At 41.6% G+C, this 25,134-nt stretch carries 23 protein-coding genes, 3 tRNA genes and 1 pseudogene; 15 read left to right on the top strand and 12 right to left on the bottom strand.

Going from position 1 to position 25,134, the window contains the following annotated elements:
• The first annotated feature begins 296 nt into the window (after positions 1–296).
• The 3 genes from ppnP (at position 297) to DS737_RS14420 (ending at position 2,428) form a co-directional block, all read left to right on the top strand.
• Complete coding sequence (gene ppnP, locus DS737_RS14435; protein WP_004637677.1) at positions 297–623, top strand: pyrimidine/purine nucleoside phosphorylase; 327 nt, start codon at positions 297–299, stop codon at positions 621–623.
• Positions 624–730: 107 nt separating this feature from the next.
• Positions 731–1,477 carry a 23S rRNA (guanosine(2251)-2'-O)-methyltransferase RlmB gene (gene rlmB, locus DS737_RS14430; protein WP_004637678.1) on the top strand — a complete coding sequence of 249 codons (747 nt, stop codon included), beginning with the start codon at positions 731–733 and terminating at the stop codon, positions 1,475–1,477.
• 39 nt (positions 1,478–1,516) lie between these two features.
• The gene (locus tag DS737_RS14420) at positions 1,517–2,428 is read left to right on the top strand and encodes a DMT family transporter (RefSeq protein ID WP_113997820.1); all 912 of its coding nucleotides are present in this window, start codon (positions 1,517–1,519) and stop codon (positions 2,426–2,428) included.
• On the opposite strand, the gene coaE is transcribed toward DS737_RS14420, so the two are convergent.
• From coaE to pilB, 4 genes are read right to left on the bottom strand one after another with little or no spacing between them, the layout of a single operon-like run.
• A complete protein-coding gene (gene coaE, locus DS737_RS14415; RefSeq protein ID WP_113997819.1) occupies positions 2,425–3,030 on the bottom strand; it encodes a dephospho-CoA kinase in 606 nt (201 codons plus the stop codon). The two genes, DS737_RS14420 and coaE, sit on opposite strands and share 4 nt — an antisense overlap.
• A 1-nt stretch (position 3,031) precedes the next feature.
• A complete protein-coding gene (locus tag DS737_RS16335; protein ID WP_113997818.1) occupies positions 3,032–3,892 on the bottom strand; it encodes a prepilin peptidase in 861 nt (286 codons plus the stop codon).
• Positions 3,892–5,118: a type II secretion system F family protein gene (locus DS737_RS14405; RefSeq protein WP_113997817.1), complete on the bottom strand. Its 1,227-nt coding sequence runs from the start codon at positions 5,116–5,118 to the stop codon at positions 3,892–3,894. Before DS737_RS14405 ends, DS737_RS16335 begins: the two co-directional genes overlap by 1 nt.
• A gap of 24 nt (positions 5,119–5,142) precedes the next feature.
• Positions 5,143–6,858 (bottom strand): type IV-A pilus assembly ATPase PilB, encoded by a 1,716-nt coding sequence (pilB, locus tag DS737_RS14400; RefSeq protein WP_005083851.1) that lies wholly within the window; start codon positions 6,856–6,858, stop codon positions 5,143–5,145.
• Between the two features lie 376 nt (positions 6,859–7,234).
• Between pilB and tpiA the strand changes: the two genes are divergently transcribed.
• From tpiA to DS737_RS14340, 12 genes and pseudogenes are all read left to right on the top strand, one after another.
• Complete coding sequence (gene tpiA / locus DS737_RS14395) at positions 7,235–8,026, top strand: triose-phosphate isomerase (RefSeq protein ID WP_005088004.1); 792 nt, start codon at positions 7,235–7,237, stop codon at positions 8,024–8,026.
• Between the two features lie 12 nt (positions 8,027–8,038).
• The gene (gene secG, locus DS737_RS14390) at positions 8,039–8,368 is read left to right on the top strand and encodes a preprotein translocase subunit SecG (RefSeq protein ID WP_004637686.1); all 330 of its coding nucleotides are present in this window, start codon (positions 8,039–8,041) and stop codon (positions 8,366–8,368) included.
• Between the two features lie 61 nt (positions 8,369–8,429).
• Positions 8,430–8,514 (top strand) — tRNA-Leu (locus tag DS737_RS14385).
• Positions 8,515–8,557: 43 nt separating this feature from the next.
• Positions 8,558–8,634 (top strand) — tRNA-Met (locus tag DS737_RS14380).
• An 87-nt stretch (positions 8,635–8,721) separates the two neighbouring features.
• Positions 8,722–8,798: transfer RNA gene (locus DS737_RS14375), tRNA-Met, on the top strand.
• A 205-nt stretch (positions 8,799–9,003) separates the two neighbouring features.
• Positions 9,004–9,528, top strand: coding sequence for a ribosome maturation factor RimP (rimP, locus tag DS737_RS14370; protein ID WP_005083847.1), 525 nt, complete (start codon positions 9,004–9,006; stop codon positions 9,526–9,528).
• A 37-nt stretch (positions 9,529–9,565) separates the two neighbouring features.
• A complete protein-coding gene (nusA, locus tag DS737_RS14365; RefSeq protein WP_004637688.1) occupies positions 9,566–11,050 on the top strand; it encodes a transcription termination factor NusA in 1,485 nt (494 codons plus the stop codon).
• 10 nt (positions 11,051–11,060) lie between these two features.
• A complete protein-coding gene (infB, locus tag DS737_RS14360; protein WP_004637690.1) occupies positions 11,061–13,766 on the top strand; it encodes a translation initiation factor IF-2 in 2,706 nt (901 codons plus the stop codon).
• The gene (locus DS737_RS14355; RefSeq protein WP_113997816.1) at positions 13,766–14,164 is read left to right on the top strand and encodes a ribosome-binding factor A; all 399 of its coding nucleotides are present in this window, start codon (positions 13,766–13,768) and stop codon (positions 14,162–14,164) included. The genes infB and DS737_RS14355 overlap by 1 nt, the downstream gene beginning before the upstream one ends.
• A 195-nt stretch (positions 14,165–14,359) precedes the next feature.
• Positions 14,360–14,803: pseudogene (locus DS737_RS14350) on the top strand (hypothetical protein); the annotation flags it as partial.
• A 32-nt stretch (positions 14,804–14,835) separates the two neighbouring features.
• Positions 14,836–15,249 carry a hypothetical protein gene (locus DS737_RS14345; RefSeq protein ID WP_113997815.1) on the top strand — a complete coding sequence of 138 codons (414 nt, stop codon included), beginning with the start codon at positions 14,836–14,838 and terminating at the stop codon, positions 15,247–15,249.
• A 17-nt stretch (positions 15,250–15,266) separates the two neighbouring features.
• A complete protein-coding gene (locus tag DS737_RS14340; RefSeq protein WP_113997814.1) occupies positions 15,267–15,659 on the top strand; it encodes a hypothetical protein in 393 nt (130 codons plus the stop codon).
• A 21-nt stretch (positions 15,660–15,680) separates the two neighbouring features.
• Here the strand turns inward: DS737_RS14340 and DS737_RS14335 are convergent, their stop codons facing one another.
• The 8 genes from DS737_RS14335 to DS737_RS14300 form a co-directional block, all read right to left on the bottom strand.
• Positions 15,681–16,046, bottom strand: a complete 366-nt coding sequence (locus DS737_RS14335) for a Na+/H+ antiporter subunit G (protein ID WP_100834112.1) — start codon at positions 16,044–16,046, stop codon at positions 15,681–15,683.
• An 11-nt stretch (positions 16,047–16,057) separates the two neighbouring features.
• Positions 16,058–16,333 carry a monovalent cation/H+ antiporter subunit F gene (locus DS737_RS14330; RefSeq protein WP_004637697.1) on the bottom strand — a complete coding sequence of 92 codons (276 nt, stop codon included), beginning with the start codon at positions 16,331–16,333 and terminating at the stop codon, positions 16,058–16,060.
• A complete protein-coding gene (locus tag DS737_RS14325) occupies positions 16,330–16,857 on the bottom strand; it encodes a Na+/H+ antiporter subunit E (protein WP_004637698.1) in 528 nt (175 codons plus the stop codon). Before DS737_RS14325 ends, DS737_RS14330 begins: the two co-directional genes overlap by 4 nt.
• Entirely contained in the window at positions 16,857–18,668 is a 1,812-nt protein-coding gene (locus tag DS737_RS14320) for a monovalent cation/H+ antiporter subunit D (RefSeq protein WP_113997813.1), read from the bottom strand. Before DS737_RS14320 ends, DS737_RS14325 begins: the two co-directional genes overlap by 1 nt.
• Complete coding sequence (locus DS737_RS14315) at positions 18,668–19,036, bottom strand: Na+/H+ antiporter subunit C (RefSeq protein WP_005083834.1); 369 nt, start codon at positions 19,034–19,036, stop codon at positions 18,668–18,670. The genes DS737_RS14320 and DS737_RS14315 overlap by 1 nt, the downstream gene beginning before the upstream one ends.
• A gap of 1 nt (position 19,037) precedes the next feature.
• A complete protein-coding gene (locus tag DS737_RS14310) occupies positions 19,038–21,881 on the bottom strand; it encodes a monovalent cation/H+ antiporter subunit A (protein WP_113997812.1) in 2,844 nt (947 codons plus the stop codon).
• A 246-nt stretch (positions 21,882–22,127) separates the two neighbouring features.
• Complete coding sequence (locus DS737_RS14305; RefSeq protein WP_113997811.1) at positions 22,128–23,510, bottom strand: AAA family ATPase; 1,383 nt, start codon at positions 23,508–23,510, stop codon at positions 22,128–22,130.
• A 114-nt stretch (positions 23,511–23,624) separates the two neighbouring features.
• Positions 23,625–25,133: a UvrD-helicase domain-containing protein gene (locus DS737_RS14300; RefSeq protein ID WP_005083827.1), complete on the bottom strand. Its 1,509-nt coding sequence runs from the start codon at positions 25,131–25,133 to the stop codon at positions 23,625–23,627.
• Between the last annotated feature and the right edge of the window lies 1 nt (position 25,134).

Here is a 25,134-nt window from a genome sequence, read left to right as displayed (position 1 = left end):
AGAGAAATTTTACCGAGGCGACAAGAGTATCTTGTTTGATCGAAACAAAAGAACGCTGAATTTATTTGAATTCTGGATTAGTGGAATATTGTTGTAAATAAATGACTTGATCATTTTAAAGCGCGCCCCTTGTTATATTCGTTGATTAAAGAGGTTGCGGGGTCAGTTTATTTTATCTCAGCGCTGAGAAAATTGCGGAGAAAGCATGATAAAAATGGATTGATTCGTGGCGCTGGCACAATTAAACTAGCTCCATCATAACCTAATATAAATGCTGCATTATTTGGAGAGTAGGCATGAGTTCAGTGCAGTTTGATCATGTTACGGTCATTAAAAAATCAAATGTGTATTTTGGCGGGGCATGTATCAGTCATACCGTACAGTTTGAAGATGGAACGAAAAAGACGTTAGGTGTGATTTTACCCACTGAACAACCTCTAACTTTCGAAACCCATGTCCCTGAGCGTATGGAAATTATTTCAGGGGAGTGTCGTGTGAAAATTGCCGATAGTGCTGAAAGTGAATTGTTCCGTGCGGGACAGTCTTTTTATGTACCAGGTAATAGTATGTTTCATATCGAAGCAGATGAAGTCCTTGATTATGTTTGCCATTTAGAAGGCTAACCTATTTGGACCTAAATCGAGTACACTATATCTAAAGAGAATCCTGTAAAGCCATTTACAGGATTTTTTATTTTTTAAATTTCCCCCTTAAGTTAAAGAGGTTGTTCATGGCAAAACCTGAATATTATTATGGCGTTCACTCTGTTGAGACGTTGTTAGAGTTAGAGCCTGAACGTGTTTTGACCTTATTTACCTTAAAAGGGCGTGATGATCAGCGTTTACAAAAGATTTTGCAGTTAGCAGAACCTTTTGGTATCAGTGTACAAAAGGCGAGTCGTGACAGTCTAGAAAAATTGGCAGGTCAGCCCTTCCATCAGGGCGTTGTTGCAGCTGTGCGTCCACACCCGACCTTGAACGAAAAAGATCTTGATCAACTGATGCAACAATCACCAAATGCTTTATTGTTAGCTCTAGATCAAGTGACAGATCCACATAATTTAGGTGCTTGTATTCGTACAGCGGCGGCAATGGGTGTACAGGCTGTAATCGTGCCGCGAGATCGTGCCGCTAGTTTGACACCGACCGCCCGAAAAGTTGCCGCAGGTGGTGCTGAAAAAGTTAAATTTATCCAAGTGACCAATTTAGCGCGTACTTTGGCACATTTGAAAGACACCACGCATACTCGTGTGATTGGTACCATGTTAGATGAAAAGGCTTTGCCGATTCAACAATGTGACTTTAGTGGACCTGTTGTGATTGTTATGGGGGCTGAAGACACAGGTTTAAGACCAATTACGCAGTCGCAATGTGATCAAACGGTTTATATTCCAATGTCAGGTGATTTACAGAGTTTAAATGTGAGTGTCGCGACTGGCATGGCGCTCTATGAGGCTTGTCGTCAGCGCAACCTGTAAACTTGATGCATTACTCAGCCATCGATTAAGTGATTGAACATGACCTCGCGAACTCAAGGCTACATATTTATCTTGATCACGATGTGCATTTGGGGCGGATTTACTATTTTTTCTCGTCTCAATGCCCATTGGCATATTAATGCCTGGGATTTAGTGGCCATGCGTTTTGCGATTGCATCGATGATCTTAATGCCAATCTTAATTTATAAAAAAGATTTGGCTTTTTTATGGCAACCTCGTGCCGTGATTTTGGCATTGATTGGTGGGTTGGCGTATTGTTTTACGGTCTATATTGCTTTTTTACATGCACCAGCAGCACATGCTGCCATTTTCCTTAATGGTTGTATTCCTCTTTGTACCGCCGTGGCGGCCTATCTCATCTTTAAGCAACCTTTTGATAAACATACTTGGATGAGTTTAGTCATCATGTTGAGTGCATTAGCGCTGATGAGTTATTTGATGTTGCATGAACAAACCACTGTATTTGGGGTGGGGGATGTACTTTTGTTCATGAGTGCAGTCTGGTGGGGTATTTTTACCGTACTTCTTAAACAATGGAAAATGTCGGCGTGGCATTCTACGGCGAGTGTAGTGATTTGGTCAGCATTGATTTATCTACCAATTTATTTTTTATTTATTCCAAAGCATTTCCATGAGGCAGAACGTTTACATTTAGTTATACAAGGACTGTTCCATGGCGTATTAGTCGTCATTATTGCAACCTTGACCTATGTTGCTGCAATTGAGCGTTTAGGCGCATTTAAAACAGGAAGTATTGTCACTTTGGCACCCTTTATTGCTGCTGTGGTTGCAGTGCCGTTGTTAAATGAGCCTTTAAGTCTTGCTGTTGCGTGTGGTCTAGTCGGGATGGCAATTGGTGCATTACAGCCTTGGAGATGGCGGAGACAAGACAGTTTAAGTCAGCAACTTTCCCAGCAAAATAAAAATTAGCTGTGTTTTTCAGCACGTTGCAAATAAGTAAGATGCAAGGGTCTCAGTTGTTCATGTAAATGTTCTAATAAACCATCATTCAACACAATATCATTGGCCAGTTGCTGTTTTTGATTTCTTGGCATTTGTGCTGCGATAATTTTTCTAATTTGTTCTTGGTTTTGTCCATCTCGTTGGCTAGCGCGTTGCAATTGCGTTTGCTCATCTGCATCAACCAGTAGCGTATGATGGACCAATTCATGTTGATTTGTTTCAAATAAGAGTGGTGAAACCAAAATGACATAAGGGCTTTCAGCATGCTGTAGTTGTTGGATAATAGACTGACGAATCGCTGGATGGGTAATCTGTTCTAAGGTTTGACGGGCTGCAGGAGATTTGAAAATATGCTCTCTAAGCGCACGTCGATTCAGATGACCATCTTCAAGTAAGACCCAGTCACCGAAAGCTTGATGGATATCTTGCAGCGCCTTTTGACCTGGTTCGACGACCTCTCTCGCCACAACATCTGCATCAACGACTGTAATACCTTGGGACTCAAACCATTGAGTCGCAGCTGATTTACCGCTGCCAATACCACCTGTAATCCCCAAGATAAATTGCATATTAGCCACCTAAATAAACTTTCATAATTTGATCACCCCATAAAAATGCGATCCAGCCTGCAATTGCAATATAGGGGCCAAAAGCAAAGGGCTGATTTTCACCGCGCATTTTCAATAAGATGATACCAATAATTGCACCGACAACAGAAGAAAGTAACACAATTAAAGGCAAGAGCATTGGACCCATCCAAGCCCCTAATGCAGCCAGTAATTTAAAATCGCCATAGCCCATACCCTCTTTGCCAGTAAATATTTTAAAAAGATAATAAACAATCCAAAGGCAAAGGAAGCCAATCACATAACCCCAAATTGCTGAGTTTGCTGTGGTGTAGATCGCAAAACTATTAATGGCTAAACCGAGTGCTGCCAATGGGAGTGTAAAGCGGTCTGGAAGCAATTGTGTATCAAAATCAATAAAAGTAAGGGTAATTAACACCCAAGTCAGAACTAAACCGAATAGCATTTGGAGGGTAGGACCAAAAACAGCAACGACCACTAGAGAGCATCCCATGGTCAATAACTCGATCAATGGGTAACGAATACTAATCGGGTTTTGACAGGCAGCGCATTTACCACGGAGTACTAACCAGCTGATCACTGGGATATTTTGATACCAGCGGATAGGGGTGTGGCACTTTGGGCAAGTTGATGCCGGTTGACTTAAAGTCAGCTTTTCTTCTTCAATGATAGGTTGTTCTGGATGGAGTAGTATTTGGCATTCTTGTTGCCATTCCTGCTCCATCATTCTTGGCGTTCGGAAAATAACAACATTCAGAAAGCTACCAATACATAAACTAAAAAGCCCAACTGCTAGATAAAGTGCAGTTGGGTTTTCGATAAAATAATTTAAGAATTGCTGCATTAGACCACAGAACCCATTTGGAAAATTGGAAGGTACATCGCGATAACAAGACCACCCACAAGTACTCCTAGAATCGCCATAATTAACGGTTCCATCATTGAGGTTAAGCCATCAACGGCATTATCGACTTCATTTTCAAAGTGAGTGGCAACTTTATCTAGCATGCTATCTAAAGCACCGGACTCTTCACCAATCGCAACCATTTGAATCGCCATTGATGGAAAACGGTTAGAAGCGCGCATAGCAAATTGTAACTGTTGTCCTGTAGCAACATCTTCACGAATTTTCATCACGGCTTCTTCATAAACAACGTTATTGGTTGCACCAGCCGTTGATTCGAGCGCATCAATCAATGGAACCCCTGCTGCAAATGTTGTTGCAAGTGTACGACTATAACGCGCAATAATGGCTTTATAAACCAAATCACCAAAAATCGGTAAGCGTAATGCAAGTTTATCAAGAGTGTCACGGAACTTTTTACTACGTTTTTTTGCCTCAAGAAAACTGGCAATAATTGCACCGACAACAATAATTAAAATGAACCAATACTCTTGCATCCACATCGACATATTCACGACCATTTTGGTAAAGGCAGGTAAGTCTGCACCAAATGAGCTAAATAAATCTTGGAACACAGGAACCACCTTAACCATCAAAATAATGGTGACAATCACTGCAACCACGATAACTGTCGCAGGATATTTCATGGCTTTTTTGATTTTTTGTTTGAGTAACTCACTTTTCTCTTTATAAATCGCGACGCGATCTAGCATGGTTTCTAGTGCACCAGATTGTTCACCAGATTCAACTAAAGAGCAAAAGAGGTTGTCAAAGTATTGTGGGTATTTTCTTAATGCGCCCGCAAAGGTATTCCCGCCTTCAACTTCGCCTTTGAGTCCAAGCACCACTTCCCGCATCGATGGATTCTCTAAACCTTCAGCCACGATTTCAAAGCCTTGCACGAGTGGGACGCCAGCTTTCATCATGGTTGCCAGTTGGCGTGTAAATACCGTGATATCAAGGGTGGTGACTTTCTTCTTCATCAAACCTTCAAGAATGTTTTTGCGTTTTTCTCGAATGTTCTTAATCGTTACCCCTTGTTTGCGTAATGTGACTTTGGCTAAAGCCATATTACGTGCTGGTAATTCCCCTTTAATTTTTGCCCCTTTGCGATCTACCCCTTCGTAAGCAAAAGTAGGCATCATTTGCGCTTTTTTAGCTGCCATGACTGATAATCCTTTTTATTAATTTTATTCACTTGTGACGCGGTTAATTTCTTGCAATGAGGTAATGCCTTGCATGACTTTCTTTAAACCTGAGCGTCTTAAATTATTAAATCCTGCTTTTTCTGATGCTGCTGCGATTTGTAAAGCATTGCCATCCTCCATAATAATTTTAGAGATCTCAGGCGTCACCTTCATGACCTCATAGATACCGACACGGCCTTTATAGCCTTCACGACATTCTGAGCAGCCGACTGGTTGAAAGATTTGCAATTCAGGGTCAGCTAAATCCTGTTCAGTAAAGCCGAGTTCTAATAAGCTTTGTTTGGGGATCTCTATGGGTGCTTTACAGTGTGAGCATAAACGACGGGCTAAGCGTTGTGCAATCACAAGATTGACCGAAGTTGCGATATTGAAAGAGGGAACGCCCATATTGCGTAAACGCGTCAGTGTTTCAGGTGCACTATTGGTATGTAGCGTGGACATCACCATATGACCCGTTTGAGCAGCCTTGATTGCAATTTCTGCTGTTTCTAGGTCACGAATCTCACCGACCATGATAATGTCTGGATCTTGACGTAAGAATGCTTTCAGCGCGGCAGAGAAGGTAAGGCCTGTCTTAGTATTGACGTTAACCTGATTGATTCCTTCTAAGTTAATCTCCACTGGGTCTTCAGCAGTAGAAATATTGGTGTCTTCAGTATTTAGAATGTTGAGACCTGTATATAACGACACAGTTTTACCAGAACCTGTTGGGCCAGTAATTAACAGCATGCCTTGAGGTTTTTCAAGCGCCTCCATAAATAGAGCTTTTTGTTCATCCTCGTAACCGAGTGCCTCAATTCCGAGCATCGCGCTGGAAGGATCCAGAATACGGAGTACTAGCTTTTCACCAAATAGGGTAGGCAGTGAGTTGACACGAAAGTCAATCGCTTTGGTTTTCGAAAGTTTGAGCTTAATACGACCATCTTGCGGCATTCGTTTTTCAGAAATGTCCATTTGAGACATGACTTTTAAACGGGAAGCTAAGCGATTTGCCATTTGCAACGGTGGCGTCGCAATTTGTCTTAAGACACCATCTACGCGATAACGAACACGATAGGTTTTTTCATAGGGTTCAAAATGTAGATCAGACGCACCCATGCGAATGGCATCAATCAGTAACTTGTTGATGTATTTTACAATTGGTGATTCATCCCCTTGAGGCGTTTCATCACTTTCATCTTTTTGCGAATCTTGGCTGACATCAATATCTAAGTCAAAGTCTTCACTGTCACCAAAATCAAAACTTCCAGAGTCACCAAACTGCTGTTCAATCAGTTTTTCAAGTTTACTATGTTCGACGATAATCGGTTCAATATTGAGTTTGGTGTTAAATCGCATCGCATCAAGCGCATCAATATTGGTTGGATTGCTTGTCGCGACATAAAGAATTTGTCCGCGTTGAATGAGAGGGGCAACCCGATGCTTTTGAATTAATTTGCTGTCAGCAAGCTCACGAGGTAATAAAGCAGTATCAAAAACAGCTAAATCAAAAATAGGTTCGCCAAACTCTGCCGAGATTGACTCTGCAATGGTCAGTTGAGAGATACGATGATGTTCAATTAAATATCCAACAATATCTTGTTGTGTTTTTTTTGCTGTATCGATTGCAGTTTGCATTGTCGATGCAGACATATGACCATCTTCGACTAACCGTCGAATAAACCCCGAAAATTTTGGAGACGTATGTAATCCTGACATCTGTCCGCCTTATATCAAAATGTTTATAATATGTATCCTAAAAATTATACTTTTGTTATGCAAAAATACTACTAGAGAAAGTGTCGTTTTTGACTTGATTCATTGCTAAAACTTTGAACTAATCGAGTTTTTTGTCAATTAATTTTGTTTGTTGTATTCGATATTCACAACAAGATAAAAAAGCCAAACCTAAAATTTGTGTTTTATTTCAGAGATTCGCCATTAGAAATACTCAAAATGTGTTGTCTCCTTTTAATGGATCAAGAGGAGGTTTTGCTCTGATTTAAATTTAAACAATAGAAAAAAACTGAATTTTATAAAAATCCGTGTAAAATATGCAGCATTTTTGAGAAATTAACATTAAGGTAGGCGAAGTATGTCGAATTCGACTATTACCCCATGGGTTGTCGGTAATTGGAAAATGAATCCAATGCATGCGAATGCTGTCCAATTAGTACAAGAATTTAAGCAGTTATTACAACAGCAAGCCATTGATCCTACAAAATGTCATATCGGCGTTGCACCGATTTCAATCGCATTAACTCAAATTCAAACTCAGTTAAAAGATGCTGCTCGACCGATTTATACGGTAGCACAAGATGTTTCTCGTGTTGCTGGAACAGGTGCTTATACGGGTGAAGTCAGTGCCGAGCTTTTAAAAGATAGCGCAATTGAATTTGTGTTGGTTGGGCATTCTGAACGCCGTGAATTATTTGGTGATGATGTTGCAATTTTAAAAGCAAAGTTACAAAACGCTTTGAATGCGGGTTTAACCGTGATTTATTGTGTGGGTGAAAGTTTAGAGCAACGTGAGCAGGGACTTGCTGAGCAAGTGGTATTGCAACAAATCTGTGATATCGCGCCTGTTGTGCAAGCAGAACAGTGGAAAAATGTTGTGATTGCTTATGAGCCGATTTGGGCGATTGGTACGGGTAAAACTGCTTCACCAGCAGATGCGCAGGCCATGCATGCTAAAATTCGTGAAGGTTTGAAGCAAATCACATCGTCGGGTGCAAATATTGCAATCCTATATGGTGGTAGTGTAAAAGCAGAAAATGCGGTTGAGCTTGCGGCTTGCCCAGATATTGACGGTGCTTTGGTGGGTGGTGCATCTTTAAATGCACAGTCTTTTTACCAAATCGCAAAAGCATTTGCGCAAAGCAAATAACGAGGAATAGAGATGTATAGTTTTATACTCGTTGTACACATTATTTTAGCAATTCTGATTATTGCTTTGGTCTTAGTACAACAAGGTAAAGGTGCTGAAGCAGGAGCATCATTTGGTGGTGGCGGTGCGGCGACTGTATTTGGCGCTTCTGGCGCTGGAAACTTCTTGACACGTTTGACTGCAATTTTTACGGCTATATTCTTTGTGACCAGTCTTTCATTGGCTGTCATGGCGAAAAAAAGTACGACGGATGCCTATAGCTTAAAAACTGTTCAAAGTTCTAGCTCAGTTCCAGCCGCATCGACTGAAACTTCATCAAATGCACCGAAAACGACAGAATAAGTCGAATTAGCACTTTCCTTTTTTGAATTAAAGGAATAGAATGCGTCCCACAAAGAAAGCTGCGGTGGTGGTGGAATTGGTAGACACGCTACCTTGAGGTGGTAGTGCTTTCGGGCGTGGGGGTTCAAGTCCCCCCTTCCGCACCAAGCTTAATAACCAGTAAGTTTGGTGTATGCAGTGATTTGTTGATGCGGGATGGAGCAGTCTGGTAGCTCGTCGGGCTCATAACCCGAAGGTCGTTGGTTCAAATCCAGCTCCCGCTACCATTTGATTAAGGTGCAACTTAATCAAGCAATGGTGAAGAAAACTCAAATTGACTTTTTTTCATAATTGTATATAATTTTGCACGTTGATGCGGGATGGAGCAGTCTGGTAGCTCGTCGGGCTCATAACCCGAAGGTCGTTGGTTCAAATCCAGCTCCCGCTACCAAGTTTCTAAAAAGAGGCTCACAATAAGGTGGGCCTTTTTGCACAGTGGACTTCAGTTTTCTGTGTAACATAGGGGCGGTTACGCCCTTTTTTATTGGTTGTTTAGCTATCGTGTAGTGTCGATATGAGCCGGATACGGCGCAAGATCAAATTATCGTGTTCACTATACGGTTATTGATTGGCTCGCATGAGAGCAACGAGAGTAAATGAAACTATCAAATAAATCTCAAGCACTATTTGATCTAATCGCACCAGCGGTTGCTGCCTGTGATGTAGATTTGTGGGGAATTGAATTTCTACCACAAGGTAAACGCTCATTACTACGCATTTATATCGATAAAGCGATCGATGAAAATGCAGAACCAGTTCTGAATGAAGATGGCGAAGTTGAAGAAGGGCGAGGTATTGGTGTTCAGGATTGTGTACTAGTGACACAACAAGTGGGTGCTATGCTGGATGTCCATGATCCGATTTCAGGTGAATATGCTTTGGAAGTCTCTTCACCAGGTTGGGATCGTCCATTCTTTCAGTTGTCACAAATGTCTGGGTATATTGGACAACAAGTTGCTTTACGATTAATTGCTGCTGTCGAAAACCGTCGTAAATTCCAAGCGAAGTTACTTTCTGTTGATCTGGAAAATGAAATGATTCAGGTGGAAGTAGAGGGTGGTCAAGTGCTTGAAATTGATAGTCATAATATTGATAAAGCAAATTTAATCTATCAAGACTAATATTAACTTAATTTTATAAGAAATCGGTAGGTGACTTATGGGCCGTGAAATTCTTACCGTTGCAGAGACGGTTAGTAATGAAAAAGGTGTTAGTCGTGAGGCGATCTTCCAAGCATTAGAGCAAGCCCTAGTTGCAGCGACGAAGAAAAAGTTTTACGAAAATACACATGCAGAAGAAGCTCAACTCCGTGTTGAGATTGACCGTAAAACAGGTGATTACCGTACATTCCGTCAATGGACTGTCGTTGCAGATGAAGATCATGAAATGCCTGCATGCCAAGATGCGATTTCTGATGTAGACCCTGCACAGTGGTCGATTGGTGATGTGCGTGAGCTTGAAGTCGAATCGATTGAATTCGGTCGTATTGCTGCACAAATTGCAAAACAAGTGATTGTACAAAAAATTCGTGAAGCTGAACGTGCGTTGGTTGCGGATGCGTATGAGTCAAAAGTTGGCGAATTGATTTATGGTGAAGTGAAAAAGCAAACTAAAGATGGCTTTATCATTGATCTAGGTGACAACGCTGAAGCGTATTTGGCACGTGAAGAAACCATTCACAAAGAAATCTTGCGTCCTAAGCAACGTATCAATGCGATCTTATATAATGTAAATCGTGAAGGTCGTGGTGCACAGTTATTACTGTCACGTGCTCGTCCTGAAATGTTGATCGCGTTGATGAAAAAAGAAATTCCTGAAATTTCTGAAGAGATCATTGAAATCAAAGCGGCTGCACGTCAACCAGGTGTACGTGCTAAAATTGCTGTCAAAACCAATGATCACCGTATTGATCCAGTGGGTGCATGTATTGGTATGCGTGGTACACGTATCCAAGCGGTACAGCAAGAACTCAATGGCGAACGTATTGACGTGGTGGTATGGTCTGACGATCCAGCGCAGTATATTGCAAGTGCTTTAGAGCCGGCAGATGTATCAGGTATCGTGCTTGATGAAGATGCACGCAGTGCAGATATCATTTTCGCGACCAATGATCAGTTAGCGCGTGCGATTGGTTCGCAAGGACAAAATGTTCGCTTAGCATCTGAGTTAACGGGTTATAAACTCGACATGATGTTAGAAGAAGAGTATCGTGCTCGTCAGCAAAATGAAGCACAACAATATCTCGATATGTTTGTATCACGTTTAGATATTGAAGAAGACTTGGCAATGGCGTTGGTTGAAATGGGCTTCACTTCATTAGAAGAGATCGCTTATGTACCAGCAGAAACATTTGATGAGATTGAGCTTGATGCCGATTTAGTTGAATTGTTGCAGAGTCGTGCGAAAGAAGCTGCTTTAACGGATGCGTTGAAACAGCAAGAAAATATTCAAGAGCCAAGCGCAGAACTTCTCGGTATGGATGGTATGACCACTGAGATTGCATATGCATTGGCGGCACGTGGTGTGATTACAGTTGATGACTTGGCTGACCAAGCAACTGACGATATTTCTGATATCGAAGGTTTAGGGCATGACAAAGCGGGTCAATTGATTATGAAAGCACGTGAATCATGGTTTAACTAGGAGATAATAGATGACGGACAAGTCGATTCAAGAGTTAGCGCTCAGCGTAGAACGTCCTGTAGAGAAACTCCTAGAGCAGGTTCGCGAAGCAGGTCTACCACAGCGTAAAGCAGATGACATTATTACCACTGAACAGCAAGATACTTTGGTCAATTATTTGAAAAAAGTTCATGGTCAAGAAAGTGGTAACACAGGAAAGATCGCGTTGAAACGTAAAACAACGAGTACTGCTAAAGTAACCAGTACATCGGGTAAAGCAAAAAGCATTAATGTTGAAGTTCGTAAGAAGCAAGTTTTTGCAAAGCCAAATCCAGAATTAATTGCTGCAGAAGCAAAAGCGCGCGCAGAAGCGGAAGCAAAAGCACGCGTAGAACAGAGTTCACGTGCAGAAGCTGAACAAAAAGCACGTAATCAAGCTGAACAGAAAGCCAATGCAACGCTAGAAGCAATGCGTGCGGCACACACTTCTGATAGCGCTACACAAGCACCTGCTAAAACTGCAGTGGTTGTGAAAAAGCGTAACAGCGATAAAGTAATTAAAGCACCTGTTGTGAAACCAACAGAAACTGCAGAGCAAAAGAAAGCACGTGAAGCACAAGCTGCTCAGTTGAAAGCGACTGAAGAAGCAGTACGTCGCAAAGCGGCTGAAGAAGCTCAACAGCGTACACTTGAACAGATGCGTAAAATGGCATCGAAATATTCAAGTGATGATGCAACGACTACGATTCGTGTGATTGATGATTCACCATTGGCTGCTGGTCTTGTTGGTCAGGCTTATGAAGATTCCTTTAATCAAGAAGACCGTGAAATCAAACGTGGTGGCGCAAGCAACACACGTGGTCAGAAGAAAGGTGGTCGTAATAACCAAGAAGAGCAAAGCTTTAACCGTACACATCACAAACGTGGCTTAAAAACCAGTCAGTCAAACAAACATGGTTTTGAAAAACCGGTTAAGAAACAAGTTTATGATGTGGAAATTGGTTCAACGATTGTTGTGGCTGATTTAGCACAGAAAATGGCGGTTAAAGTCCGCGAAGTCATCAAGATGCTCATGAAAATGGGTGAGCTTGTCACTCAGAACCAATCGATTGACCAAGATACAGCAGTATTGGTGGTTGAAGAGTTAGGCCATAACCCAATTCTAGTTTCTGATACACAAGCAGAAGATAACTTGCTTGAAGCTGCTGAAGAAGCGCGTGGCGAGCAAACCACTCGTCCTCCAGTCGTCACCATCATGGGTCACGTCGACCATGGTAAAACGTCATTATTGGATCGTATCCGTCGTTCGAAAGTGGCAGCGGGTGAAGCAGGTGGTATTACGCAGCATATCGGTGCTTATCATGTTGAAACTGAGAAAGGAATTATTACTTTCTTAGATACTCCAGGACACGCGGCGTTTACTTCAATGCGTTCACGTGGTGCCAAAGCGACTGATATCGTTGTTCTTGTTGTCGCTGCTGATGATGGTGTGATGCCACAAACTGCGGAAGCCATTGATCATGCGCGTGCTGCGGGTACGCCGATCATTGTTGCAATCAACAAGATGGATAAAGAGTCTGCTGATCCAGATCGCGTATTAAATGAATTGACCACCAAAGGTATCGTACCTGAAGAGTGGGGCGGTGATGTTCCAATCGCTAAAGTATCAGCGCACTCAGGTCAAGGTATTGATGAATTACTTGATTTGATCTTGATTCAATCTGAGTTGATGGAGCTTAAAGCTTCTGCTGAAGGTGCTGCACAAGGTGTTGTCATCGAAGCGCGTGTTGACAAAGGTCGTGGCGCAGTAACTTCGATTCTTGTACAAAACGGTACATTGAACATTGGTGATCTTGTATTGGCAGGTTCATCTTATGGTCGTGTACGTGCGATGTCTGATGAAAATGGTCAACGTATCACGACAGCGGGGCCATCTATTCCTGTTGAAATCTTAGGTTTACCAGAAGCGCCAATGGCGGGTGATGAAGTTCTTGTCGTGAATGATGAGAAGAAAGCTCGTGAAGTGGCTGATGCGCGTGCTGACCGTGAGCGTCAAAAACGTCTTGAGCGTGCAAGCGCAATGCGTTTAGAAAACATCATGGCATCGATGGGCAAGAAAGATGTTCCAACTGTGAATGTTGTGCTTAAAACTGATGTACGTGGTACTTTAGAGGCATTGCATGTTGCGCTTGATGAACTTTCTACTGATGAAGTGAAAGTACGCGTAATCGGTTCAGGTGTTGGTGCGATTACTGAGTCTGATGTGACGCTTGCTGAATCTTCAGAAGCAGTATTGTTAGGCTTCAACGTACGTGCAGATAACACAGCACGTCAGAAGTCTGATCAAGATGGTATTGATATTCGTTACTACAGCATCATCTATCAATTGATTGATGACGTAAAAGCGGCAATGAGCGGTAAGCTTGCTCCTGAACATCGTGAAACGATCTTGGGTGTTGCGCAAGTACGTGAAGTGTTCCGTTCTAGCAAGTTTGGTGCAGCAGCAGGCTGTATGGTGATGGAAGGTGTGATTCACCGTAACAAGCCAATCCGTGTCTTACGTGATGACGTGGTTGTGTTCCAAGGTGAACTTGAGTCTCTACGTCGTTATAAGGACGTGGTTGAAGAAGTTCGTGCTGGTATGGAATGTGGTCTTGCTGTGAAAGGTTATAACGACATCAAAGAACTCGATAAGATCGAGGTTTATGATGTCCAATTGGTTAAACGGAGTCTTTAATGGCGGGTAGCCAACGCTTGAAGCGCATGGCGGATTCGGTACAACGTGAGTTGTCTGAGCTGATCCGTCAAGAGCTTAAAGATCCACGCCTGGGTGGTCTAGTGACCATCTCAGCCGTGAAAGTTAGTGCTGATATGGGATATGCTGAAGTTTATGTAACCGTAATGGGACGTGAGCTTGGTGATGATCAAAGTGAAGCAGCGAATAAAGAAACTTTAGATGTATTGAATAAAGCATCAGGTTTCTTGCGTCATGAATTGAGTCGTCGTATTAAAACCCGTATCACACCTCGCTTGCGTTTTCACTATGACAAAACCAATGCTTATGGCAATTATATGTTTGGTTTGATTGCTGAAGCTGTCAAGGATTTGCCGGAAAAAGAGCAAGATAAAGAATAAGTTTAAAAAGCCACCTTCGGGTGGCTTTTTAATACATGAGTTTTTTGGGATGACTGGTAGATTGTATTTTTAAGAAAATTAAGAATAATTAAAGAGAATGAGTACTCATTTAAAAGAAATTTTGCTATCTAAATCAAAAACATATACAGACTGTTTTGTATGAAAAAGAAGTAAGTCAGCGTAAAATATTGCAGAAGAAAAGCTGAAACAAATGTCAATGAAAATGAATGGCGTACATCTCAAGTCCCAATCTTACAACTGAAACTTCCGTATTGCTTTATTGCAGATGAAGTGGTGTATCTCACTCAATTGGATGCTTTTGGGCATTACCGTAAGAACCCGCTACCAGGCACGATCTTTGGTGGACGTTTTCCGATTCACATTTGGCCTCGACCATTGATGTGGGCATTTGAATGGCATGACACTTCAAAAGATTTAATTCTAAAACGAGGTGAACCTTTATTTTACTGTCAGTTTGATGGTTATGATCCATCACGTACTATAAAACTACTTCATGCTGAGAAAACACCTGAACTTATGCATTATATGGATCAGATTTCAGGTGTGGTGAATTATGTGAATCAAACGTTTAGTTTATTTAGTGTAGTAGAGAAAGTGAGGCCTAAAAAATTATTTTAGAAAAATAATCTAGATTTTATTTTTGGAGAATAATGGTGTTATCAAAAAATTATTATGAATATCTTAAAGTAAATCCTATTTATTATAGTGTGATAGTTTATGGGGTGATTTTTTTGATGATTTTTGGTTTTTATATGAGTGTTTGGGGGTTTGAAAAAATTGCTGTATATAAAGCAAAAGATCAAAGAAATATATTGGAGGCTTGTGCTTATTATGATGGTGTGTATAAGTCAAAATATAGTAATGGTTACTATATTGTTATAGATAAGTATTCATTTTCTGATAGGGGGGTATATGCTAAAGGTTTCCCGTTTAGTTACAAGCAGAGGGAGTTTTATGGGAGCTTAAGCGATAATGTTTATGGGTGTCATAAGGTTAAATACATAAAAATAGATCTTTATGTAGTGAGAAAAATATTTATTTATGATTATTTAGGTGTATTCTAATATTAATGGGGATTAATATGTCAACGATTGGTAATGTTTTAAATTCTGCAAAAACCAAATTTGAAATAAATAGTCAGGCTGCTGGAGGTGATTTATTTACAACAGTAAGTGCTGTTAATAATTTATGGTCAGAATTTAATAATAGTGGGAGTAGCCCAAAAGAAGCGATTAGATCATTTATTCTTTTAGTGCAAGATACTTATGGTTTATTTGTTAAGAGTACGAATCATAATATTGCTAATAGTTTAACTAAAGTTGCGAATCTTGCTAACAGATTGTGGGTTAATATTGATGATTTTAATAAAATAACAGACCCTTTGAATCCAAGGTACGATAGTGGATATGTAAAAAAAGTCTCTTGTTTTGATATATCTGAAATAAAAAGACCAACTAAAGTTGGTCTTTTTTGACTTAGATTCGTTTGTAAAAGATTAATCTTTTTTACGACGATAATGCTGCCAAGGAAGCGGGCGATTCAAGGCTTCAGGGACGTCTCCACTATTTGAACGTAAGCGTAAATGGATTGCTGCTTGTGCCATTAAATTTGCAGATACAGGTGCTGTGATAAATGCAAAGAAGGTAATCAGCAATTCAGCAGCGCCAAAACGACCATGAGCAGCGCCGAATACTATTGCTGCAATCAAAAAGCTACCTAAGCCCAATGTACTTGCTTTAGTTGGCGCATGAAGACGCATAAATAAGTCGGGTAAACGGATCATACCAATTGATCCGACTAACATAAAAAATGCGCCAAATACCACAAAAAAAGAAATGATGATTTCTACGGTAAGTTGCATGATTTATCTCCTTAATCAATCACATGCCCAGTTGTGAAATAACGAGCAAGTGCAGCGGTAGAAACAAAACCAAGCATTGCAACCAAAAGAGCGCCTTCAAAGAAATTGGTACTGGCCCAGTAAATTCCTAATAGTACAATAAGACATGTCGCATTGAGGAATAATGTGTCCAGTGCAAGCAAACGATCAATCACAGACGGGCCTGCAATTAGACGGATCAAACACATGAACATGGAAATGGTGATTGTAATCAAACCAATACCCAGTGCATACGGTAAAATAGTCATTTGCTCGCTCCCTCTGGTATCTTCGCGCTGAAGATTTCAATTAAAGGCATTTCATAACGCTTTTTAATTTCTTGAACATCAACCTCTGTATCCTCACAGTTAAGTGCATGAACAAGAATATCACCACGTTCTTGATCGATTCCTGCAGAAACCGTACCTGGTGTCGTGGTGATAATCATCGCGAGTAAAGTGTTGACTTGTTCATGTTCAGTGTCTAAAGGAACACGATACCATTTGGGTTGCAATTTTTTCATTGGACCCAACACCATTCTTGCGACACGGAAATTTGAAATCACAATATCCCATAGCACCACAAAGAACAGTTTGATTGCTGCCCCAAACTGAATACGCGGGGTGTAGGCGATAAAAGGTCGCACCAACACTGGAATGATTACGGCTAATATGAAGGCAAATGTAAGACTCGATATATGTACGCTATTTGCCAACATTAACCAACTGACAAAAACCAAGCACGAGACAAATGGATGTGGAAAACAACGATGAAGCAAATTAAGTTTTTGCATTAGTGTTCCTCCATTGGCTTGAGCTGGGCTTCATTTGGAATCGTAGGGGCTTCTAAAATCTGTTCAGCAATTTGACGTTGCTTATACTCAGAAATATGTTCGCCTTGTAAGCTGGCTTTTGAAATCACATCAGGGATGAGTATCGCATTGTGATCTTCAACTTCACCGCCATATTTTGTTTCAGGAATATAGCTTGGATCAAAAGGTTGTACGCTGATCGCGCGTCCTTGAGAATCCTTTTTCAAGATGGCTTCATTATAAAGTGCGTGGTCTTGAATTTGCTGTGCTGTCGCAACGGCATATTGCTGAATTGGTGAGGCAAATACCACATATGCCATCAAACCAGCGAGTAATAGATAAATGGCTTTATCATTGCGGTTTGGTGCAACCTCTGGTAGTGCCAAATATTCAGCATGTGCAGGCTCTTTCGCGTTCTGTTCAGGTGCGCTCGCACGCCAGAAAAGAATGAAACCGACACGGGTAAAGGCAATAATACTCAGTAAGCTCACGATCAATACGATGGCAATAATCCACGCTTGATAAGGACTTTCTGCTGTTGCTTGCAATATAAAAACTTTGCCTAAGAAACCACTAAATGGTGGTAGACCTGCCATCATGAGCGCAATCGTAAAGTAGGTAAATGCAGCCGCTTTTTCCTGTTTCATCTTTGGCGAGACTTTTAAGTGATCTTTGAATGCTCCTCGTTGAGAAGTGATCCAACCACAAAACAGGTAGAATGCAGCAGCAATTAACGTACTGTGAACAACATAGTACAATGCGGCTGACCATGCTTGCGTATTAAACATCGCAATTGCAATCAAGAGTGTACCAATTGACGACAGGACCATAAAGCCAACAAAGCGGCGTAAACGATCCGCACCGAGCGCACCAATTACCCCATAAATCGAAGTAATTAGACCAATTACCATTAAACAGTTCTTAAAAATGCTTTGTGCCATGGCATCATCAAAGACCGTGCCATTTACACGTAAAATGGCATAAATTCCGACTTTGGTCATGATGGTAAAGATCGCTGCAACAGGCGTGCTGGCAACAGCATAAGTTTTTGGTAGCCAAAATCCAACAGGAAGCATTGCGGCTTTAATTCCAAACACCACAAACAAGATTAAGCCACCAGCAATTGCCAGTTTATGTTGATCGCTATCTAAAGTTGACATCAGGCGACCAACATCCGCCATATTCAAACTTCCTACGCTGCCATAAATCATTCCTAAACCAACAAGAAAAAGGGCAGAGGCGAGTAAGTTGATTGTGACGTAATGAACACCGAGCTGAAAACGTTGACGACCTTGACCATGCAACAGGAGTACATACGACGCCATCAATAAAATTTCGAAGAAGACAAATAGGTTAAACAAGTCACCTGTTAAGAAGGCGCCTGAAATCCCCATAAGCAAGAAATGGAACATGGCATGGAAATAACGACCACGTGTATCCCAGTTTGCGCTGGCATACCACAGCACAGGTACAGCAAGTGCATAGGTCAACGCCAACATAAATGCGGATAAGCGATCAAGGACCAATACGATACCAAATGGTGCCGACCATTCACCCATCTGGTAAACGGTGATTTGTCCAGTATTGGCAATCACTAAATAACTTAGTGCTGTGATCAATCCTAAAATAACAGAAACCAGACTGATGCCACGTCGCCAAGGTTGTCGCCAATCTTGTTTTAAAGACCCTGAACCAGGATTGCCCAATATTAATAACAAAAAGCTCGTAAAAGCAGGAATTAAGATACTAAGAATTGGAGTATGAGTCTGCCAGAAGTGGTAGAAATCAAACATTATGGCTCATCCTCACGTGGTTCATAAGTCAAGGTTGCTTCTTCTTTGGAGTCAACATGGTCTGACCCCGACTCATAGCGACTGCGTAAAGCAAGTTGCACGATAAATGCTGTTGTCGCAAAGCCGATCACAATAGCAGTGAGTACGAGTGCTTGTGGTAAAGGGTCAGAAACTCTTGCCGTTTCAGTCAGCACTGCAGGTGCATTGACTTGGGTTCGTCCCATTGCAAATAAAAATAAGTTAACGGCATAGCCAATCATGACCAGCCCGAGAACCACAGGGAATGTTCTAGCACGCAGAATCAGATAAATTCCGGTCGCAATCAGTAAACCAATTCCAGAAGCGAGTAAAAATTCAATACTAAGCATATTATTTGTCTCCACTTGGGATTGGTCCAGACATACCAGAGTGACGCGAGTCACCTAGGACCGAAATCAACAGCATGGTGGCACCGACTACGGTGATATAAACCCCTAAGTCAAATGGCAATGCAGAAGCTAAATGCATTTTTCCAATCAATGGTGGCTCTACGTAGATATGTGCGCTGGTGAGGAATGGGCGTGCCCAGAACCATGCACCAACACCTGTCAAGCCAGCAATCATTAAGCCTGAGCCAATCCAAATTTCGTACAACCGTCCAGATTTGGCTTTAAGCATGCGTTCTGTTTGATCCTGCCCCAACGCAATATACTGAATAATGATTGCCATTGAGGTGACTAGACCTGCAATGAATCCGCCTCCTGGGTAGTTATGCCCACGCAGAAAGATGTAGACACTGATCACCAAGGCAAGTGGTAGGATCCACGACGCTGCAATACGTAACATGAGCGGAGATGGGTTGAAACGATAGGTAAGACCTTGAGTCACGGTCGTACCATGCGCACGCATACCATCCATGAGACATAAAGCACCAATCGCAGCAATACCAAGAACAGCAATCTCACCGAAGGTATCGAAACCACGGAAATCGACGAGAATCACGTTGACGACGTTAGAACCGCCTCCTAGTGGGATGGATTGCTGTAAGAAGAACCATGAGATTGAATTATGTTCGCGGGTAAGCAATAGCCACGTAATCCAACCAATGCCTAAACCACCTGCAATTGCAAGACTCGCATCTCTCCAACGACGTGGTCGGGTAGATTCATACGGTGTTAACTGCGGCAATAAAGACAAGCTCATTAACAATAGAATCGTAGTAACGACATCTACCGTGATTTGGGTTAAAGCTAGATCTGGCGCAGATAAACCGATAAACGCCATTGTCACGACTAAACCAACTGCACCACTGATGAGAATGGCTTTGATCCGTTCGTGATGGAACCACAACATCATCCAACAGCCAGAGAACAGTATCAACCAAAGCACGATCGCTGCCCAAGGTGCGTGATTAAGCTCACGCGTACCTGTGGTTAAACCTTGATTGAACAAAGGTATTGCGACCATCACAATGCTGAACAGTACGATTAAAAGTAGATAGAGCTGTAATGAACCAGTCTCAGTTTTTTGTTTGATTTTACGGCTTGTGAGTAATAAATGTTTTAGGAACAGTTCAAATAATACTTTTCCTTGCCATTTACCCAAATGAGGATCCAAATCAATTTTGCGAATACGGCCATCTTTCGCGAGTGCAAAATAAAAGATCGTACCACCGACGAGAGCGATTAAACTCATAATTAACGGCGCATTCACACCATGCCAAATCGCCAGATGTGTGCCAGCAAACTCAGGTTGAGCTAAGCTTGCGCGTGTAACGCTATTGACAAAGGTTTCTGCCAGCAGTGCAGGGAAGATACCAACCAAAATACAAAGCACAGCAAGAATAATGGCAGGTAAACGCATACCAATATGAGGCTCGTGAGCATCTTTATGCGGAACTTGTTTACCAATCTCGCCATCGAAAAACACACCATGGACTAAGCGGATTGAATAACTCACCGCAAAAATACCGGCAAGAGTTGCAATCACAGCTGAAACCAACATGACTGGGCCTGACAAGTTTGCCAACAACTCCGTAAAGAACATTTCTTTGGAAAGGAAACCATTGGTCAGCGGAACGCCTGCCATTGATGCTGCTGTGATCATGGTCAGTGTTGCGGTAAATGGGAGTAGTTGCCAAATCCCACTGAGTTTACGCAGGTCACGTGTTCCTGTTTCGTGGTCAATGATACCTGCAATCATGAACAATGCTGCCTTAAAGGTTGCATGGTTGATGATATGGAAAATGGCAGCCGCAACTGCAAGGGGCGAACCGATACCGAGTAGACACACGATCAGACCTAAGTGACTGATGGTGGAGTATGCCAAGAGACCTTTTAAATCTTCTTTGAAAATGGCAAAACCAGCAGCCATACAGAGGGTAAACAGACCGACAAAAGTTACGATATTGTGATACAACGCTGCACCAATAAAAATAGGTGCTAAACGAGCGAGTAAGAAAATACCTGCTTTAACCATCGTCGCTGAGTGAAGATAGGCCGAAACAGGTGTTGGTGCAGCCATCGCATTGGGTAACCAAAAGTGAAATGGGAACTGTGCGCTTTTGGTAAATGCACCAAGTAAAATCAGTAATAAAGTTGGTACGAAGAGTTCATGCTGTTGAATCACATCTTTCATCAATACCAATTGATCGATTTGGTAGGTTCCTGTGATTTGTCCCAATAGAACAAAACCACCTAGCATTGCTAGACCACCCATACCTGTAATAGTGAGTGCCATACGTGCGCCACGTTGAGCTGCATCGTATTGACTCCAGTAACCCACCAGCAAGAAGGACGAAATACTGGTAAGTTCCCAAAAAACCAACAATAAAATGAGATTGTTAGAAAAAGAAATCCCCAACATCGCTGCCATAAACAACATCAATAATTGATAAAGTTTACTCAGGGAGTTTTTAGGACTGAGATAATAATAGGCATATATAAAAATAAGGGTGCCGATACCGCTAATCAGCAGACCAAACAATAAACCTAAGGCATCTAGGCGGAAACTTAAATTAATACCTAACTGTGGTAGCCATTCCCAGCTTTGTAGTAAGGCATTGCCTTGAAGAACTGTTGATGCCTGAGTTAACAGTAAAATAAAACAACTCAGACTGATGCCAATCGCCCCAATCGCAGCCATGCCACGTGAAATACGGTGCAAGTATGGGATTAGGGTGGTGCCGAGTATGAGCGGTAATAAGATAATAATCGGTAGCACACTGGTATCCATGTCGATGATATAGGTCAGAAACCTAAGGGTGAAATTTATTCAAGACTTACAGGCGTTCAAAGAGAATGCCAAAGCTTTAAATCTTGAAGCCCAATCAAGTTAATAGAGCAGTAAGTTGTATTGCGCAACTTAATAATAAAAAGCGATTTATCTTACTATAAAATGAACAAAAAAGATTGGCTTATTACACGAAAAACACAGATCAATAGGTAAAAAAATATGCCGAGCGGTTGGATTTTTTGGTAATTAAGAAGAGCTTCGTTGCGGTGTGTCGTCGATTCTTAATAAATTGAGTAACTCACTTTTTTCTTGTGGGTCAAGCTCTTGAATTTGATTAAATAATGTATCCACTTTATTGGACGGTGTCGCTGCCTCTAGTAAGTTCGGATTGGGCGGTTCAGTTGGCTCTATGGGTTGGTATAATTCATTATAAAGTTCAGAAAATTGCTGTTGGGACTGTTCTAAGTCGATCGGGAAAATTTCCTTCATATCGAGTTGTAAGCATTGATAATGCAAGGCGTGTTCAAGTAACTCATCACGATTGCCTGTGGCAATGATTTGCAGATGCGGGAATGCTTGATGTAAGCGCTCCAATATTTCAGCACATAGATTTTGATCGAGTTGTGTATCAATTTGATCAATCAACAAAATGCCTTCACCCTCTAAGCATGGTTCAAAACAATTTTGGTTCAGTAAACAGAGACGGCGACTAATATCCCCGACGAGTGCGATCCATGTCTTTTGTGATGCTGATAGCTGCTGGAATGGTAGTACCTGATCGTGATAACGAACCATCAGTTGTAACTTTGGCACATATTGAACGTAGATATCTTTCAGTTCTGGAAATACAGTGGTTAAGCTTTTTTTAAGGGCGTATAAGTTGGGTGCAGACAGTTGTTTGGGGTGATTCACCAGTTCCTGCTGTAATTGTTCCAACATCTCAGATTGATTTTGTTGGTTAAAATCATTGCCCATTAAACGTCTGACGATATGAGCCGAGTGAGCATTTTCAACATCACTAATTTCCCTAAACCATTCGAAGAAACGTGAAAAGGTGGTGTAGGGGATGGCGGTCAAGTCATAGGCTGACATTTTTTGTAAGATGCCCGGTACATTTTTACTTTGTAAATTTATCTCTTGTACAAAACGTTCAGCAGGATAATAGGCAATCAAAGGTAAACCAAAAAGTGGGTCTTGTTGATTGGTTTTTTGATATAAGCTTACCATTTGATCGAGTTGTTGAGTTTCTACTTGGCTAATGCCAACACCTTGATTGTTATAAGTTTTAAAAAGCTTCCAGATACAGCTCTGAGTGTTAATGGCTTGTGCTGAGCTACTCTCGGTTAAGTTGCTGTTTAGCTCACTGCTGAGTTGGACTTGGATTTGGACTTTAGCTTGTAATCGAGTCAGCATGATGTCTTGGTCTGCAATCACCACACCTGCCGTCCGAATATCTTTATAGCGTGCTGAGAACCAAGATAGGGCGTGATAGATATTTTTTAAAACTGTTGTTTTACCTGTGGCTTGATCACCCAAGATTAAAGTGATCGGATGTTGTGCAGGAAAAAATTCAAGTTTTAAATCACGAAACATACCGACATGTTTAAATTGAACCGATTCGATTTGCATATGCTCACCTTGGGGTCTATGGTTTTCTTCAACCAGCGTTGCCTGATCAGCTAAAACGACATAAACAAGGCATGAAGCGTAGGTAATCGAAACAGACCCGAGTCAAGTGCGCTTTTAACCTGCGGACTGACGAAGAGTTGAGGGAGCGCGTTGTTTTAGCTTTAATTGTTGTATTAAGTCATAAAGATGATGGATATTTAAACTTACTTTAGCACGAGTACAGGCCACGTAAAGTAATCTTAATTCTTCATCTGTAATTTTATGTTCTAGTCCATTTATTTTAAATTGATAATCATCTTCGATATGTACTCGATTCCATTCCAAACCTTTGGCTTTATGCGCAGTTGAAATCACATAATCCGCTTGTTCAATGGGAGTGATTTTTGCCAAAGCTCTTTTGAGCGGTTCAGTTCCATGATCATCGACAAGTTTAACCAACGGTTTGATATCACTGCCATCATTGGTTTCGCAGTATTCATGTACATCATGCCAAGAGTTAAACCAAGCCAGCTCAGGGACATCGGTGATGCGTTTACCTTGTTTAAGCAAACTGGCAGCATCAACAAAACGACTCAGCTTCTGATGATCGGCTTGTAGACTGACTTTATCTCCATGTACCAAACCGGACAGTAATAATTCCATGGCTCTAGCATTGGTACGGCATAAAATCGCATCACGCATTTTGGTATGTGGTTTATTGACCACGCTTGATTTCATGTTTGGATTGCCGAGCAGCGGAACCGTTTCGTTTAGCGCACCCAGTAGGCAATTTGCTACATCAGCAATTGCCTCACCAAAACGAAATGATGTGGTCAAACGACTTTCATGTAATGGCATCTGTTGCATTGCATTGACGGCGCCACGCCATGCATAGATTTGTTGATGTGCATCACCAACATAAATGACTTGTGTACTTTTCTGGCGTAACAAGATTCCAAGCATCAGTGGGTCAGCATCTTGAGCTTCATCAAACAAGACATAGTCCGCAGGGATATTGGGTTCTGAAAGAGCCCAAAGCTTTAGATAAATATCATGTCCAATACCAGCTTGATGATTCTGATCAATTGATTCTAACCAACGACGTTCTACCGCAGGGTAAAGGTGCTGTTGTAATGCTTCGATATCATCTTGGTGTAGCCAGCTCGGTGCTTGGATATGGCGGGGAGCAGGGTATTGCGAACTGGTCGAGCAGAAATAACTGACAGCATTGGCAACGAGGCTCGCAAGTCGACTTGGCATCAGTACATATTTTTCATAACGCCCGCCCATGAGACGACGAAGAGTAATCGGCTGTAGGCGATATTCTTTGGCAATGAAACTTGGACTTAGGCGTGGTAAGCGTAATTTGTCGGTTACACCACGCGGTACGCTACGAAAAGCAAGAGAGTGAAAAGTTCTGCAATTCACATTGCCATGAAATTTGCTTTGCGCTTCAGATGCGATGGCTTTATTAAACGCCAAGTACATACCACGCCGTTCAGGCATGGCATCACTGATCATTTGTAAGGTGGTGGTTTTACCTGTGCCTGCATACGCAATCACTTTAAAGGATTGTCCTAGGCGAGCATTGTCTATGGCAATCGCTTGCTCATAGGTGGCTTTGGGTTTCTCGATAGTCGACACA

Source organism: Acinetobacter haemolyticus (assembly GCF_003323815.1).
GTDB lineage: Bacteria > Pseudomonadota > Gammaproteobacteria > Pseudomonadales > Moraxellaceae > Acinetobacter > Acinetobacter haemolyticus.
This window is presented reverse-complemented; position numbering and strand designations above follow the sequence as displayed.

Excerpts from the sequence above, each read along its gene's own strand:
- nusA (WP_004637688.1), top strand. The coding sequence starts at position 9,566 with ATGGGCCGTGAAATTCTTACCGTTGCAGAGACGGTTAGTAATGAAAAA.
- rlmB (WP_004637678.1), top strand. The coding sequence starts at position 731 with ATGGCAAAACCTGAATATTATTATGGCGTTCACTCTGTTGAGACGTTG.
- DS737_RS14405 (WP_113997817.1), bottom strand. The coding sequence starts at position 5,118 with ATGGCAGCTAAAAAAGCGCAAATGATGCCTACTTTTGCTTACGAAGGG.
- ppnP (WP_004637677.1), top strand. The coding sequence starts at position 297 with ATGAGTTCAGTGCAGTTTGATCATGTTACGGTCATTAAAAAATCAAAT.
- DS737_RS14310 (WP_113997812.1), bottom strand. The coding sequence starts at position 21,881 with ATGGATACCAGTGTGCTACCGATTATTATCTTATTACCGCTCATACTC.
- DS737_RS14325 (WP_004637698.1), bottom strand. The coding sequence starts at position 16,857 with ATGCAAAAACTTAATTTGCTTCATCGTTGTTTTCCACATCCATTTGTC.
- DS737_RS14315 (WP_005083834.1), bottom strand. The coding sequence starts at position 19,036 with ATGCTTAGTATTGAATTTTTACTCGCTTCTGGAATTGGTTTACTGATT.
- infB (WP_004637690.1), top strand. The coding sequence starts at position 11,061 with ATGACGGACAAGTCGATTCAAGAGTTAGCGCTCAGCGTAGAACGTCCT.
- DS737_RS16335 (WP_113997818.1), bottom strand. The coding sequence starts at position 3,892 with ATGCAGCAATTCTTAAATTATTTTATCGAAAACCCAACTGCACTTTAT.
- DS737_RS14320 (WP_113997813.1), bottom strand. The coding sequence starts at position 18,668 with ATGTTTGATTTCTACCACTTCTGGCAGACTCATACTCCAATTCTTAGT.
- DS737_RS14420 (WP_113997820.1), top strand. The coding sequence starts at position 1,517 with ATGACCTCGCGAACTCAAGGCTACATATTTATCTTGATCACGATGTGC.
- rimP (WP_005083847.1), top strand. The coding sequence starts at position 9,004 with ATGAAACTATCAAATAAATCTCAAGCACTATTTGATCTAATCGCACCA.
- coaE (WP_113997819.1), bottom strand. The coding sequence starts at position 3,030 with ATGCAATTTATCTTGGGGATTACAGGTGGTATTGGCAGCGGTAAATCA.
- DS737_RS14340 (WP_113997814.1), top strand. The coding sequence starts at position 15,267 with ATGTCAACGATTGGTAATGTTTTAAATTCTGCAAAAACCAAATTTGAA.
- pilB (WP_005083851.1), bottom strand. The coding sequence starts at position 6,858 with ATGTCAGGATTACATACGTCTCCAAAATTTTCGGGGTTTATTCGACGG.
- DS737_RS14345 (WP_113997815.1), top strand. The coding sequence starts at position 14,836 with ATGGTGTTATCAAAAAATTATTATGAATATCTTAAAGTAAATCCTATT.
- DS737_RS14330 (WP_004637697.1), bottom strand. The coding sequence starts at position 16,333 with ATGACTATTTTACCGTATGCACTGGGTATTGGTTTGATTACAATCACC.
- DS737_RS14335 (WP_100834112.1), bottom strand. The coding sequence starts at position 16,046 with ATGCAACTTACCGTAGAAATCATCATTTCTTTTTTTGTGGTATTTGGC.
- secG (WP_004637686.1), top strand. The coding sequence starts at position 8,039 with ATGTATAGTTTTATACTCGTTGTACACATTATTTTAGCAATTCTGATT.
- DS737_RS14355 (WP_113997816.1), top strand. The coding sequence starts at position 13,766 with ATGGCGGGTAGCCAACGCTTGAAGCGCATGGCGGATTCGGTACAACGT.
- tpiA (WP_005088004.1), top strand. The coding sequence starts at position 7,235 with ATGTCGAATTCGACTATTACCCCATGGGTTGTCGGTAATTGGAAAATG.
- DS737_RS14305 (WP_113997811.1), bottom strand. The coding sequence starts at position 23,510 with ATGCAAATCGAATCGGTTCAATTTAAACATGTCGGTATGTTTCGTGAT.